General features: G+C 69.6%; 14 protein-coding genes and 1 tRNA gene. 5 read left to right on the plus strand and 10 right to left on the minus strand.

What is annotated here, in order from left to right; translation table 11 throughout:
- Positions 1 to 33 precede the first annotated feature (33 nt).
- Both ACTWP5_RS15370 and ACTWP5_RS15375 read right to left on the minus strand, forming a co-directional pair.
- Complete coding sequence (locus ACTWP5_RS15370) at positions 34 to 876, minus strand: ABC transporter permease (RefSeq protein WP_443221502.1); 843 nt, start codon at positions 874 to 876, stop codon at positions 34 to 36.
- 2 nt (positions 877 to 878) lie between these two features.
- Complete coding sequence (locus ACTWP5_RS15375) at positions 879 to 1,742, minus strand: ABC transporter ATP-binding protein (RefSeq protein ID WP_443221503.1); 864 nt, start codon at positions 1,740 to 1,742, stop codon at positions 879 to 881.
- A gap of 548 nt (positions 1,743 to 2,290) precedes the next feature.
- On the opposite strand from ACTWP5_RS15375, the gene ACTWP5_RS15380 reads away from it, so the two are divergent.
- Both ACTWP5_RS15380 and ACTWP5_RS15385 read left to right on the plus strand, forming a co-directional pair.
- Positions 2,291 to 3,223: an aldo/keto reductase gene (locus tag ACTWP5_RS15380; protein WP_443221504.1), complete on the plus strand. Its 933-nt coding sequence runs from the start codon at positions 2,291 to 2,293 to the stop codon at positions 3,221 to 3,223.
- Between the two features lie 221 nt (positions 3,224 to 3,444).
- Positions 3,445 to 4,779 (plus strand): BNR-4 repeat-containing protein, encoded by a 1,335-nt coding sequence (locus tag ACTWP5_RS15385; RefSeq protein WP_443221505.1) that lies wholly within the window; start codon positions 3,445 to 3,447, stop codon positions 4,777 to 4,779.
- Here ACTWP5_RS15385 and ACTWP5_RS15390 read toward each other — a convergent pair.
- Complete coding sequence (locus tag ACTWP5_RS15390; RefSeq protein WP_443221506.1) at positions 4,764 to 5,246, minus strand: GNAT family N-acetyltransferase; 483 nt, start codon at positions 5,244 to 5,246, stop codon at positions 4,764 to 4,766. The two genes, ACTWP5_RS15385 and ACTWP5_RS15390, sit on opposite strands and share 16 nt — an antisense overlap.
- 252 nt (positions 5,247 to 5,498) lie before the next feature.
- Here ACTWP5_RS15390 and ACTWP5_RS15395 point away from each other — a divergent pair.
- Positions 5,499 to 5,580, plus strand: a tRNA-Tyr gene (locus ACTWP5_RS15395).
- Positions 5,581 to 5,760: 180 nt separating this feature from the next.
- On the opposite strand, the gene ACTWP5_RS15400 is transcribed toward ACTWP5_RS15395, so the two are convergent.
- The 3 genes from ACTWP5_RS15400 to ACTWP5_RS15410 form a co-directional block, all read right to left on the minus strand.
- Entirely contained in the window at positions 5,761 to 7,137 is a 1,377-nt protein-coding gene (locus tag ACTWP5_RS15400; RefSeq protein ID WP_443221581.1) for a tyrosine-type recombinase/integrase, read from the minus strand.
- Positions 7,134 to 7,331 (minus strand): helix-turn-helix transcriptional regulator, encoded by a 198-nt coding sequence (locus tag ACTWP5_RS15405; protein WP_443221507.1) that lies wholly within the window; start codon positions 7,329 to 7,331, stop codon positions 7,134 to 7,136. The genes ACTWP5_RS15400 and ACTWP5_RS15405 overlap by 4 nt, the downstream gene beginning before the upstream one ends.
- Positions 7,332 to 7,453: 122 nt before the next feature.
- A complete protein-coding gene (locus ACTWP5_RS15410) occupies positions 7,454 to 8,290 on the minus strand; it encodes a hypothetical protein (RefSeq protein ID WP_443221508.1) in 837 nt (278 codons plus the stop codon).
- Positions 8,291 to 8,710: 420 nt separating this feature from the next.
- Here ACTWP5_RS15410 and ACTWP5_RS15415 point away from each other — a divergent pair, with 420 nt between their 5' ends.
- The gene (locus ACTWP5_RS15415) at positions 8,711 to 9,214 is read left to right on the plus strand and encodes a hypothetical protein (protein ID WP_443221509.1); all 504 of its coding nucleotides are present in this window, start codon (positions 8,711 to 8,713) and stop codon (positions 9,212 to 9,214) included.
- 135 nt (positions 9,215 to 9,349) lie between these two features.
- Here the strand turns inward: ACTWP5_RS15415 and ACTWP5_RS15420 are convergent, their stop codons facing one another.
- From ACTWP5_RS15420 to ACTWP5_RS15435, 4 genes are all read right to left on the minus strand, one after another.
- Positions 9,350 to 10,102: an SDR family NAD(P)-dependent oxidoreductase gene (locus ACTWP5_RS15420; RefSeq protein WP_443221510.1), complete on the minus strand. Its 753-nt coding sequence runs from the start codon at positions 10,100 to 10,102 to the stop codon at positions 9,350 to 9,352.
- A gap of 23 nt (positions 10,103 to 10,125) precedes the next feature.
- A complete protein-coding gene (locus ACTWP5_RS15425) occupies positions 10,126 to 11,283 on the minus strand; it encodes an MAB_1171c family putative transporter (RefSeq protein WP_443221511.1) in 1,158 nt (385 codons plus the stop codon).
- On the minus strand, positions 11,270 to 11,806 hold the full coding sequence (locus tag ACTWP5_RS15430) for a regulator component (protein ID WP_443221512.1): 537 nt from the start codon (positions 11,804 to 11,806) through the stop codon (positions 11,270 to 11,272). Before ACTWP5_RS15430 ends, ACTWP5_RS15425 begins: the two co-directional genes overlap by 14 nt.
- Before the next feature lie 83 nt (positions 11,807 to 11,889).
- The gene (locus ACTWP5_RS15435; RefSeq protein WP_443221513.1) at positions 11,890 to 12,330 is read right to left on the minus strand and encodes a hypothetical protein; all 441 of its coding nucleotides are present in this window, start codon (positions 12,328 to 12,330) and stop codon (positions 11,890 to 11,892) included.
- 292 nt (positions 12,331 to 12,622) lie between these two features.
- Here ACTWP5_RS15435 and ACTWP5_RS15440 point away from each other — a divergent pair, with 292 nt between their 5' ends.
- Entirely contained in the window at positions 12,623 to 13,072 is a 450-nt protein-coding gene (locus ACTWP5_RS15440) for an ATP-binding protein (RefSeq protein ID WP_443221514.1), read from the plus strand.
- Positions 13,073 to 13,506 lie beyond the last annotated feature (434 nt).

A 13,506-nucleotide genomic window follows, 5' to 3' on the forward strand; every position in this document is an offset into this window, starting at 1 on the left:
TCCTTGCTGGGGAGGAGGGCGACAGCGGGGGCGTTACTCGTCGCCGGCCGTGATGTGCGGGTACCGCTTTCCCAGAACGAACTCGAGGAGGGAGAGGCCGTAGTAGAGGATCAGCCCGAGCAGGGAGACGACGGTCAGCGCCGCGAACATCAGGGGCGTGTCGAGCTGGGTGGAGGCGAACTGGATGAGATATCCCAACCCGTCCGACGCGCCCGCGAACTCAGCGACCACGGCGCCGATCACCGCCAGGGTGATGGCGATGCGCATTCCCGCGAAGAGGTAGGGAAGGGAGGTGGGAATCTGGACCTGGCGGAGGATCTGACTCCGGCTGGAGCCCACGGACCGCATGAGCAGCAGCAGGTCCTGGTCGACGGCGCGGAGACCGACGATCATGTTGAGGGTGATCGGGAAGAAGGCGATCACCACGATGAGGAGGAGTTTGGGCGCGAGTTCGTAGCCGAACCAGAGGATGAAGATGGGCGCGAGCGCCACCTTGGGCACCACCTGGAAGAGCACGATCAGCGGATAGAGCGCGCGGTCGAGCCAGGAGAAGCGGACGATGAGGACCGCGAGCAGGACCCCCACGACGAGACTGAGCACGAATCCGTAGAGGATCTCCTCCGTGGTCACCCAGGCCGCGTCGAGGAGAAGGTCGCTTGAGCTTTCGATCTCGGCCAGGATCTCGCTGGGTTTGGCGAGCGTGAACTCGGAGACGTCGAAGACCTCCACCCACAGCTCCCACACCAGGCAGGCGCCGAGGAACACGGCGACGCTGGGCCAGGACCGGTGCCACCAGGAGCGGAGCGCGCCGCGGCGGGGGCCGGGGCCGCTGGCGGGGGTCGTCTTCGTCGTCACGGTCTCCTCTGCGAGCGTCATCGTCAGACCGTCACTTTCGGTTCGAGTTGTTCGCGCAGCCGGGAGGTGTAGACGCCGAAGCGCTGGTCGGCGAAGACCTCCCGGTCGCGGGGGCGGGGCAGCTGAATCGGGTGCGTGTCGATGACACGGCCGGGGTTCGCGCCCATCACGTGCACGGTGTCGGAGAGGAAGACGGCTTCCGGGATCGAGTGCGTGACGAAGACGACGGTCTTTCCCGTCGCCGCCCAGATCTCGGCGAGTTTCTCGTTCATCACGTCGCGGGTGATGGCGTCGAGCGCGCCGAAGGGCTCGTCCATGAGCAGAATGGCGGGGTCCATGGCGAGGGCGCGGGCGATGGACACGCGTTGGGCCATGCCGCCGGACAGCTCGTGGGGGAGTTTGTCGCGCGCGGCGGCGAGACCGACCATCTCCAGCGCCCCTTCCGCGGCGCTCGTCGCCTGGGACGCGCGTTCGCCCGTCGCGAGCTGCCGAAGCATCGCGGCGTTCTGGAGGGCGGATTTCCAGGGGAGGAGGGAGGGCTTCTGGGGAACGAGTCCGATGCGCCGTTCCTTGACGGCTTCCGCGGCCGGACGGCCACCGATGAACGCCTCGCCCGCGGTGGGCGCGAGGATACCGCCGAGTATCTTCAGAAGGGTGCTCTTCCCGCACCCCGAAGGGCCGAGAAGGGTGACGAAGCTGCCCGGTTCGATGCTGATGTCGAGGTTCTCCAGAACGACCTGCTCCTGACCCCGGCGCGTGAACCGCATCTCGATGCCGTGTGCCGAAATCCCCATGGATTCCATGCCAAACTCCTCTCCCCCGCACGGGATAGCACCGGACGGCTGGAAGATCCGTTTATCAGGCTCTGATAACTGCTTATCAGGCAAGCTAGGCGCGCCTCGTGAAGCCCGTCAACCCCCGTGCACCAGCTTTCGTTTCGTTGTTTCACGCCGGAAATGGATCACCAGTTCGAATCTGTTGCCGTGCCCGCGCCCCTGCCACTCGCCGCCCCTCGCCCGCCGCCTCACGTGAACTCCTCGGCCACGCACGGCCGTTGGCACGGCGCGGCGCCGGCCGGGACAGGGGTCGACCGGGGCGACCGGGACCGGCCCTCCCCGGCCCGGCCACGGACCCGACGCCGGGCCCGTGTCGGCTCCCCTGCTCACCGGCGGCACGTGGCCGGGGACGAGGGATCGCCCGCGGACCGCAGCCCGCGGACCTCGTCTCCGGAGGAGGCGATCGCGCCGGCGGAGAACGCGATTCGCGGTCGCGACCACATCTCCGTCGAGCGGACGAACCTCCGGCGGACGCCCGCCACGCACGCCGTGGGCCCGCGCCGTGGTCGCGGCGCCGCTGCTAGGGTCCAGCCGGCGGGAGCGCGTCGAACAGACGCGCGCGCGGGACGCGGGAGCGAAGGAACGAGGAACGAGGAACGATGGACGAGTTGACGGACGACCGGATCGTGCCCGGGACCTCACTACACGCGACGGCGATCAGCGTCGGCACCTCCTTCCTCGGCGACCCGCCCCACCCGGACGGGACCCCGGCCGAGGACGCCGACGCCCTGGCGCGCGCGATGTTCGCGGGCCCGTTCGCCGTGATCGACACCTCCAACAACTACGCCCAGGGCCGCAGCGAGACCGTCCTCGGCACCGCCGTCCGCCGCGAGGGCCTTCCCGCCGGCAAAGCGATCGTGACCAAGGTGGACGCCGACCCCGACACGGGCGCGCTCGACCGCGACCGGGTCTGGCGGTCGTTCGAGGAGAGCGTCACGCGCCTGGGACTCGACCACCTGCCGCTGCTCCACCTGCACGACCCCTACACCATCGAGGTCGAGGAGGCGTTCGCGCCCGGCGGGGCCGTGCAGGGCCTGACCGAGCTGCGCGAGCAGGGGCTGGTCGGCGCCCTCGGCATCGCCGCGGGGCCCGTCTCCCTGATGCGCCGCTACGCCCTCAGCGGCGCGTTCGACGTCCTGCTGACCCACAACCGGTACACGATCGTGGACCGCAGGGGCGAGGAGCTGATCGACCTCGCGGCCGACCGCGGCATGGGCGTCTTCAACGCCGCCCCCTTCGGCGGCGGCCTCCTCGCCGGCACGAGCGAGAGCTACGCCTACGCCCAGGCGGGTCCCGAGCTCCTCGCCTGGGTGGAGCGCGCCCGCCAGCTGTGCCGGCGGTGGGAGCTTCCGCTGCGGGCCGTGGCGTTGCACCACTCGCTGCGCCACCCCGGGATCGCCTCGACGGTCGTCGGGGTCGGCCGTCCCGAGCGCCTGGCACAGCTGCGTCAGCTACAGAACACCACGATCCCCGAGGCGTTCTGGCCGGAGCTCGCCGCCCTGGGCACGCCGCCCTCGACGCTGGAGGACTGACGCGGCGCCCGCGCGGCGCGCGGCGTCTCGCGAACGGCGATCGGTCCGCCGGCCGACGTGTCGGACGAGAAGGACGGCGGACCGCCGCCGGCTCTCCCTGTCGCTGGTCGCCAGTCGCCGCCGCAAGCGCTTACCATCACCTCTCGACCAGCTCGACCAGCTCACGACCAGTTCGACCAGCGCGGCCGTGACCCGCCCACCACCCGAAGGGACCCACCCCCATGGCCCGTCCCGTGGCACCCTCCACCCCCAGGCCGACGGTCATCAACGACAACGGCGCCTGGTGCTGGTTCCAGGACGAGCGCGCCCTCGTCGACCCGGCGACCCAGACCCTCGTCGTCGGATCCGTCGCGGCCGCGGAGGGCCCGGGCGGCGCCTCGCGCTCCGGCAACGTCGAACTCACGGTGGTCGACCTGCGGACGGGAACGAGCACGGTCGTCGTCCTGCACGAGCGCCTCGAAACCGACGACCACGACGCCCCGGCGCTGTGGCACCGCTCGGACGGCCGCTGGCTCGCGGTCTACGCCAAGCACAAGAGCGACGACCTCACCCGCTGGCGGATCAGCGAGCCCGGCGACCCGACCACGTGGGGCGAGGAGCGGACCTTCGACTGGGGCGAACTGACCGGCGGCCGAGGCGTCACCTACTCCAACCTCCACGCCATGGACGGTCGCCTCTACTGCTTCGCACGGGCGGTCAACGACGACCCGTGCGCCCTGGTCTCGGACGACGACGGCGACACCTGGTCCTACGCGGGCAAGCTCTTCACCCGCCCCAAGATCGGCTACGTCAACGGCTACACCCGGTACCACGGCGACGGCCACCGCATCGACCTCGTCACCACCGACCACCACCCACGCGACCACGACAACGCGATCTACCACGGATACCTGGAGAACGGCGCACTGCACCGCAGCGACGGCAGCGTGCTCGACGCTGCGGCGCTGAACGGCGCGGCTCCCAACCAGGCCGACCTCACCACGGTCCTGGCCGCGAACGCGCGACGGGGCGACGCGTGGATGTCGCACTGCTGGACCAGCGACGTCCGACGCTCGCCCGACGGCACCGTCGCCGCGGTCCTCACCGCCCGCGCCGGAGCCACCCCGGAGGCCACGCGGGACCGCTACGACCGCACGCGCCCCGCCCCCGACCTCCGCTTCTTCCACGCCCGCCTGTCACCAGGCGGCACGTGGAGCGTCCACCAGCTCGCCCAGGCCGGCCCCGGCCTGCTGCCCCACGAGGAGGACTACACCGGCCTCGCCGCGATCGACCCCCACGACCTGGACTCCGTCTACGTCTCCACGCCCGTCGACCCGCGCACCGGCGCCACGCTGCCGCACCACGAGATCTTCCACGCCCGCACGCCGGACGGCGGGGCGACGTGGGAGTGGAACCCCGTCACCGAGAACTCCGACGTGGACAACCTGCGCCCGATCGTGGCACCCGGCGACCCCACGCGGACACCCCTGCTGTGGTTCCGCGGCTCGATGACGGCCTCACAGCACTACGACTGCGAGATCGTCCTGCTGGACCTGCCGCGTCACGCCCCCGCCTGAGGAGACCCTCCGTCCGCGGGGGAACGGGGCGGGCCGCCCATCACGCGGTACATGCCGATCGAGTCGTGCGTGGCGGTGTCGACGAAGCCGAACTTCTCGTAGAGGAAGCGCGCGGGACCGTCCGCGATCAGCGAGACGTACGCGGTCGCGGGCGCCCGCCGCTCCAGTTCCTCCGTGAGCGCTGCCATGATCCGCCCTCCGAGCCCCCGCCCCTGGTGCGCCGGGTGCACGCAGACGTCGACGACCTGGAACGCGGTGCCGCCGTCCCCGACGACCCTCCCCATCCCGACGGGCTCGCCCTCGTGGTGGAGCACGACCCCGTACCAGGTGTTGGGCAGCGCGAGCGCGACCGCCTCGGGCGCCTTGTCGGACAGCCCGGCGTCGGTCCGCAGGCGCCGGAAGACCTCGACGGTGGGCACACCCGGACGCAGCTCGTACGGCTCGTAGGGGCCGTCTTCCTCACTCATGCGTGACACCGTAGACGGTGCCCCACACACCCGGACGACTCGGGCACACCAGCCCGCACACCCCCACCAACCCGATGCGGTGCCCCCCAACCCCGCCGACCACCACCGCCCACCACCCCCATGACGACACGCACCCCCTGCCCGACCGGTCGGCCGCGCCCACGGGGATGCGCTGGCGCCCGACCTCCGGTGACGCAGCCGAACCGAGTGGCGAAGACCCCCACGGGATCAGGTATCGTTTACGCGTCGCAAGGCGGTGTGCCCGAGTGGCCAAAGGGAGCAGACTGTAAATCTGCCGGCTCAGCCTTCCCAGGTTCGAATCCTGGCGCCGCCACACCATACGAAAGGCCCTCTGACCAGCTGCAACGCTGCTCAGGGGGCCTTCGTTCGTGTCCTCAGATCTCCCCACCGAACAACAATCGAAATACCCGGTCTGCCCCTGTCTGTCTCGCCCCTGTCGCGGCACCGATCAGACCTCGACCCCCCATATGTGCCCCAGGGGCGCGCCCTTTGCCTACGTCCCGGCGGCGTCCCACTCGCGTATGGCGGCCTCGATCCGTCGGTTCGCCCGGTCCTCGTTGTGCGCGAGGATCTTGGCGTACACGCGGAAGAGAACGGCCAGGCTGTGCCCCGCCCGGCGGGCACACTCGGCCGGGTCGACGCCCGAGCTGAGCCAGAAGGAGATCCCGGCCAACCGCAGGTCGTAGGGTCTGCGCGCGAGCAGCGACGCGACCTCCTGCTCGCTGAGCACCTCACGACGGGCTCTGGCCCACACCTCGCCGTAGCCGCTCTCCTGCAGCAGCCCACCCCTGCTCGTCCGGAACAGCCGCCCGTCGTCGGTGGTGCCGAATCTCTCGATGTGCCAGCGCAGCATGCGCACGAAGGACGGAGGAACGGGAACCGGCCGGGAGTCCTCGGGAGCCCGCGCCTTCAGGCCGCGCACCTCGTGTGCCTGCCCGTCGTCCGTCCAGCCCCGACCCGCCCGCACGACGCCGCCCCGGAGCACGAGCCTGCCCCAGCCCCGCTTCGGCAGGAAGCACTGCCGCTTCGTCAGGCGGATGGCCTCAGCCGGCCGCATCGCCGCGTAGTAAAGGCACCCGAAGAACGCCTCCAGGTGCTCGCCGCGCGACCCCTGTGCGCGCACACCGGCCAGCAGCTGCCGAACCTGGTGCGGGTTGGCGACGCTCTCCGGATCGACCTGCTCGGCGGTGCGCGGTGTCGCCCACCGAAGCGAGGTGAGGGGGTTGATGCCACTGGGCAGCAGTTTCTCCTCCACGGCCAGGCCGAGGACGTCGCTCAGGCAGGCCCGCTTTCGCTTGACGGTTCGGGCTGCGGCCGGCTTCCCGTCGAGGCGCTCGCCGAGGGCTTCCAGCGCCCGGCGCAGCGTCGGCGGATCTTCGAGCTCCGCCATGGAAAGGGAGTGCTTCTCCACCCACGTCAGGGCCTTCGCCCACTGCGCGGGCGGTTCCTCCTGCCAGCGGTTCTTGTTGTATGCCCAGCTGTACAGCGCTCGGCGGAGCACGCGAGGGTCGGGACCGCCCGCTTCTGCCTTCACGAGTGCCGGTGTGATGGTGGCCAGCGCGTCGGCGACGTTGCGTCGCGACTTCGCGGGGATCCTGTCCCACGTGCGGTCGACGAAGGAGCGGGTGTGCTCGTACCAGGTCACCGAGCCCCTCTGAGCTCGAAGTTCGGAGACTGGTAGACCGGTCTCGGTGTCGAACTGCTCCCCTCTGCGCACGGCCGACATCAACTCCGAGCGGCGGCCGTCCGCCTGCGGCTTGAGTCGGAACGACTTCGAGTGGTCGCGCTTCCCTACGCGCCAGCGCACGCGATGCGGCTTGGGCCGGTCGCGCCGCACCTCGATGGCGTAGATCCGCACGTCGTACGTCAGCACAGGACGGTCTCCTCGCACTCCCTGAGCCAGTCGTCGAGATCGGAGCGACGGAAGCGCAGGTGGCCGTTGGGAAGCTTGATGGACGTCGGGGCGAGCCCACGCGCGCGCATGCGGTAGAAGGCGGCGCGGGACATGTCGAGTTCGGCGAGCACTTCGGTGAGCTTGAGATGGGGTTCACGGACTCCGGACACGATGTGCCGACCCTTCTCACGGGAACGGGGGTGCAGCAGCCGTTCGGCAGTGGCCTGGCCGCTAACGATTGTTTACGTAGATCGCCCAGTTCCTGGCTCGGCTCTGTGGCGAGCCATCTGGTTCACCTGATTTGCCTAACATCCCCAGGTCGGCTCATCGCCGATTGTTTATATCGAGGGCGCGGGGCGGTGCCCCCTTGCGGAGGAGGCAGAAGTCGGCCGACTTCGCTGAGCAGCGACTTGGCGTTCGCCCAGGAGACCCCGACTCTCGTGGCGACGAAGTTCGGGCTGAGGCTCGGCCGGTCGGGCTCCAGGGCTCGGACGATGTCAAGCAGTTGCCGACGAGTGCGACGGCCCGACCTCGACTCCGACCCTGACGCCACATGCTCACGGCTCTTTCGTCCACGCCGACCACTGCTCCCCGACCGTGGAGGGAGCCGCTCGGGGTCGACTCCCGAGTTCGCGAGCTGTACGCCGCGGTCGAGCAGCGCGGCGACCAGGGCCCATCCACCGCCGCTCGCCGCGGCGGCCACGATCATGGTGGCGATGGTGTCCGGGGCTTCCCCGTAGTACACGTGGGCCCCGATCTCGGCGCCGTACCCGGCCGCGACGGCCGCTGCCCCGCTGGCCACGATCCACCGTCGGCGGAGAACTGAGTTCAGGACCATCGTCGCCTCGCCCACGATGATGAAGGTCTGCACGGCGATGGGCACGGCCCACATCGACCCCGGCAGTGCCCGGGGGACGTCCAGGTAGGTGTGCATCGCCATCACGTTCACCCATCCGGTCCAGGCCGACGTCACCACGAGGGCGCCGAGCACCAGCGGCAGGAAGACCGAGAACGCCGCGCCGGCGATGGCGGCAGCCTGAGCCCGCACACGGTCGTCGACCGACAGGGGGGCCACGGCGCTGGTGCCCGACCGGTCGGCCCCCGACCAGTCGGCCGAGCTGGCCGTCACCGTCGGGCCCTGCGGCCGACCCTCGGACCATGGAATCGGGGGTGCGACAAGGCGCCTCCCGGGGTGCGGTTGCCGCCGACGAAATCGTGCGCGGTCCACTTCTGGGTTGAGGGAAGGAGGCATGAGTCGCGTTCCCATCGAGATCTGGGGGTGTGATTCGCGTCGAAGAGCGAGGCCAATCACCTTCGACATAAAGAACTATACCAACCTTCACTCCCGAAAGATCGAAGTTACCACCTGGCAAACGGGTGAATTGCGCGGTGATGATGCCAGCTTGCGGCTCGTGTGTGCGATATACGTGCGACCCCTGAGCGCTGCCGAGCCGTCATCCCCGTGATCAAGGTGCTGGGAGAGGCTGCCGAGCAGGTTCGCGGTGAAACTCGCTCGACCTGCTCAACCCGGCGACGAAACCATGGACAGATGCCCTCGACCGACTCAGCAGCCCGCGAGCTTCAGGACCGTGCCGTTCTCTGGAGCATGGGCGAGATCCGTGCAACCGAGGTCGTTGCGGGTGCCTGTGACGCACTCGTTGCCGGCCTCGACAGTCCTGCCCTGCGGATCTTGGCCGCGTGCACACGCGCGGAGGCGGACTACGATGTCCCCGACCTCCTGCCCCCGGCACTCGATGAACTGGGCCTCACCTTCTACCCGGTCGGCAGCGTTGCCGGACAGGAGGCCGCCGTACGAGCACTCGCCGCCCGGATGCTGGCCGGCGAGCTGACTCCACGCGAGCTGGCCTTCCGTATCCACAAGCGCTTCGGCCACGAGCTGCCTCTGGCCGAGCGTCTCGCCGAACTGGACGACGAGTACGACATCCTGGAATACGGCGACAGGGCATCGGCACAGGTCGACGCTGACGTCACAGTCGAAGCCCGTCGACTCGCCCAGCATCCTCGTGTTCCAGCCGAATCCACGGATGCATGAAGTGAGGCTCACCGGCGGACCCCGTGGGTTCGCACTGAAGGGTCCTCGGTTTTCCTGAACCCACGGAGACTACGGCCCTGTTCTCCCGAAGATGCGGCGAAGCTGGGTCCTGTACCGCCGGTCCGCCGGGACGGCTCAGCGTCGGTGGGCACGGGTGCGGTCGCGGGCCAGGCGGGCGGCGAGGCGGCGGGGGGCGTGGTGGACGGCGGTGGCGTAGAGCCTGAAGTGGGGGCCCGCGATGCTGCGGGGCTTGTTGCGGTGGAGGTCCTTCATGGCCTGGGTGACGACCTGGTCGACGGTGAGCCACATCCACCGGGGGACCCCTTGGAGGCGGGAGGCGCCGGGGGTGTGGGTGAAGCCGGGGCAGACGGCGAGGACGCGGATGCCGTGGGGGCGGAGGTCGTGGCGGAGGGACTCGCTGAAGTTGATGAGCCATGCCTTGGCGGCGCCGTAGGTGCCGGCAGGGAGCAGGCCGGCGACGGACGCGATGTTGAGGATGGCGCCGCGGCCGCGTTCCACCATGCCGGGGATGGCGGCGTGCGCGAGACGGAGGGGAGCGCGGACGAGGAGGTCGAGCATGCGTTCCTCGTCGTCGAGCGAGCTGTGGGGGTAGGGCAGGGGAAGGCTGTGGCCCGCGTTGTTGATGAGGATGTCGGTGGGGGTGGAGGTGAGGTGTTCTTCGACTGTGGCGCAGCCGTCTCGGGTGGCGAGGTCGGCGGGGACGGCCGTGGTGGTGACGCCGTAGCGGTCGTGGAGGGCGGTGGCGGTCTGGTCGAGGCGGCTCTCGTCGCGGGCGACGAGGACCAGGTCGTGGCCGTCGGCGGCGAGGCGGTGGGCGAATCCCAGGCCGATGCCGGCGGTGCCGCCGGTGACGAGGGCGGTGGTCATGGTCGAGGCTCTCCGCGTCAGACCTACGGGGTCGGGTGGGGCGGATCGGGGGCAAGGGTGGTGCGCGACATGGTGGGCCAGTGGCGGGCCACCGCCAGCAGCAGAGGAACGCCGCCCTGGTCGAGGGCCGGCAGCGCTTGGGGGCCGGTGGGTGGCGCGCCGTCGAGCTTGGCGCGTCGGGCGTGCCCGACGGCGCCGGCGAGGGCCGCCGCCGTTGTGCGCAGGACGGGGACCTTCAGCTGCTGGGCCCGTTGAAGGGCACGCCAGTAGGTGTGGGGCGTGAGGTGGGACTGGAGCTGAAGGATGGCGTCGTAGGTCTCGATCGTCTGTCGGTGTGCCTGGAGGGACAGAGGGGAACGAGGCCGGAGGAACTGGCTGAGACGGGTGGCCTGGGGCTGGGTCAGCGCGACGTTGGGAACGGCGGTGGACAGGTCGCGCCACATCGGCCACAGCACCCACACCGTGCGGGCGTCCCGGAGAAGCCGCGCCGTCCGGCTGGCCGTCGGCACCAGGAGGGTGAGGGCTCGCGAGACACCGTGGAGGTTGATCACGACCGCGAGGAACGGCAGGAGGTCGGGGACGCGTGCCTGAAGGTGCGCCAGGTACCCGGCCCAGTAGAGAGCGGCGAGGGCGCTGCCGATCGCGAACAGCCGGAGGGACCAGGCGAGGTCCGGGTCCTTGCTGCGTCGGCTGTAGACGCCGCAGATGACGACGATGGCCACGTCGGCGGCGAGGTGGGCGCCGCAGAGGACCAGCCAGTAGACGGTCGAGGGGTCCGCCGGGCCGCCGGTGGCGGGGATGGTCGGGCCGGGGTAGGACCCCTGTGCGAGGTCCATGCCGAGCAGCGACATGACGATGCCGGCCGTCCCGAGGGTGATGAGGAGCCTCGCACGGCCTGGGCGGGCGGAGTCGACGACGAACAGGATCGTCAAGCCGGCGGCGACGACACCGATGACGTTGCGGGCGACGGTGACGGCGCGGGCGTCGCCGGTGACGTCGACGGCCCAGCCGACGACCTCCGGTTGGAAGAGTGTCGTGGCGGTCGCCGCGGTCAGGATCGCCAGCCACAGGCCGCGCTGGTGCGGGTCTCTCAGCGCGGGCCTGGCGCGAACGGCCAGCGCGACCCACATCAGGACGATGCTGAGGCGGCCGATGCCGTCGGCGAGCTCAGTGATGCTCATCGGCCACCCTCACTCCGAGCACGGCACCGAGCCGCCCCACCGCACCGGAGGTGCGACGGAGGTCCGCGCTGCTGTGCAGCAGGCTGGCAAGCATCTCCGCTTCCCGCTCCTGTGCGCTGGTGTAGCTCGTTCGCGCCATCAGGCGTTTGATGAGGCGCGGTTGGAGGCCGTCGAGCAGGTCCCTCAGGTCGCCGTCGAACCCGATGCCGGAGCCGTTGACCGGTGCGTGGTGGTGTCCGGAGAGCATGTGGCCGATCTCGTGCAGGATGATGTGCTCCTGATGGACGGGAGCGGTCCGCCTCTCGTAGAAGACGTAGTCCGCGGCGTCCGTGCCGTCCCACAGCCCGCACATGCCGGCACCGGCGGCCTGCCACGGCAGCTCCCTGAGGAACAGCGGGCGGCCGCGCAGCTCCTCCAGCCAGTGGATCAGCCCTTCTCGGGAGTAGGGCCGGGGGACGTGCAGGTCGTTGAGGATTTTTCGGCAGCGGGCCTGCAGGTGAAGGTATTCGGTGGTCGTCGTCATGCGCTGCTCCGCTTCTTCCCCTTGCAGACAACAACGGTGGAACGCCTGTCCACGCACGTCGGACCCTCCAGGTGGCGTTACTGTCAGGCTGCGGGGTCGCTCTCCCCGGTCGGATCGTTCGACATGGCATTGACCACCGCGAGGATGGCGTCGAGGTGGGTGTCGGAGAGACCGTCCGCTCTGGCGGCCAGAGCACGAACCTTGCCGTTGCCGAGCGCGACAGCGAACTCCATCTGCCGTCGAACACGCTCCGAGACCTCGGGGTCCGTGAAGTAGTCCCGGGTGACGCCGAAGAACTCGGCGAGTGTGTGGAGATGCTCAGGGGTCACGTTCTGCTTGCGGCCGGTGGCGAGCTCCCACAGGTATGTGCTGGAGAACGAACGGCCGGTTTCCCGTTCGATTTCTCTGGCCATCTCCTTGAAGCTGGGGCGCCGCCTGTTCCGGTAGTACGCGGAGATGATGGTTTCCAGGCGGTGGGCAAGGGGCGGTAGGTCCCCGGTGCTGCCTCTGTCCGTGCTGGCCATGTGCCTCTCTCTCGGGTAGATCGACTTTGGTGATGTATCTCCTGGCGGACCGATTGCCTGGACAACTAATACAGCAGTCCGCTATGGGGGAGCAACGGAGCAGAGGCTCGTTCTGTTGTGCGAGAGCGACGAGATACCAGGTCAGAAGATTGATGAAACACTTCTTCCGAGCGAGGGCCATGAGTTCGCGTGACTTCTGTCGGCGGATGAGTTGACCGCGCACTGTCCGCTGGATTGTGTCGCGCCATCGTATGGTCACCATGCGTATTCAGCCGTGTTGGGGGTGGTTCTGATGACCGCTGTTACGCCGACCTGTCACCTGAGCGCCACGTTCGCCGCCACGACGAAATACGCCGCGGAGGTGCGCCGCCTGGTGAGAGCCCACCTCAGAACGTGGGGTTACGCGGGCACGTTCGAGATCGCCGCGCTCGCCACGGGCGAGTTGTTCGCGAACGCCGTGGAACACGGCAGTGACGGCCCGGAGGACATGGTCACGGTGAGCCTCGACTGTGAGGTGACCCGGCTCCGCATTGCGGTCACGGATTCATCACCTGTCCTGCCGTGTGTCCGAGCGGTGGACCTGATGGCCGAACGCGGTCGAGGCCTGGCCATCGTCAACGAGGTATCCGAACGGTGGGGGGCAGAAGCCGCCGAGGACGGCAGTGGTAAGCGCGTCTGGTGCACGATCGACATCGACAGCGACATCGACGTCGACGAAGGACCTGACTCACTGCATTGGTGAACCGCGCCGCCACATTGACGGTGGCGGAGCCCCGTTCGGGCTGCCCCTGCGCGAAGCCGTTCCTGTCGCCGTGGAAGACCCGGTTCCCCGCACCACATGGCCAGGCAGGACCATCCGCCAAGGCGGCGACGACTCGCGCCGCTGCCAGATTCCACCCCCGGTAGTACCAAGGAGCTTGAGCGAGTCCACAGGGCTGGGCGCCCTGCCGTGTGACGGCGCGTCCCATCGGGCTCCAGTCCGCGAGTGCCGCTTCCGCGCCGCGTACCGCTTCATGCCGTGAACGAGGAGCCCGGCTCAGCACGGGTACGGCAGGGGCGGCGGGGTGGCCGCATGTCGGGAGGCGCGTCGAGGCGTTTCGTGAACTCGCGGCAGCATCGGGCGGTATCGGTCGTATTAGCCCCATAGACAAGGGGACGTCTCCTCCTTACGATCTT

It is taken from the genome of Streptomyces sp. 4N509B (genome assembly GCF_052245655.1).
In the GTDB taxonomy this organism is placed as follows: domain Bacteria; phylum Actinomycetota; class Actinomycetes; order Streptomycetales; family Streptomycetaceae; genus Streptomyces.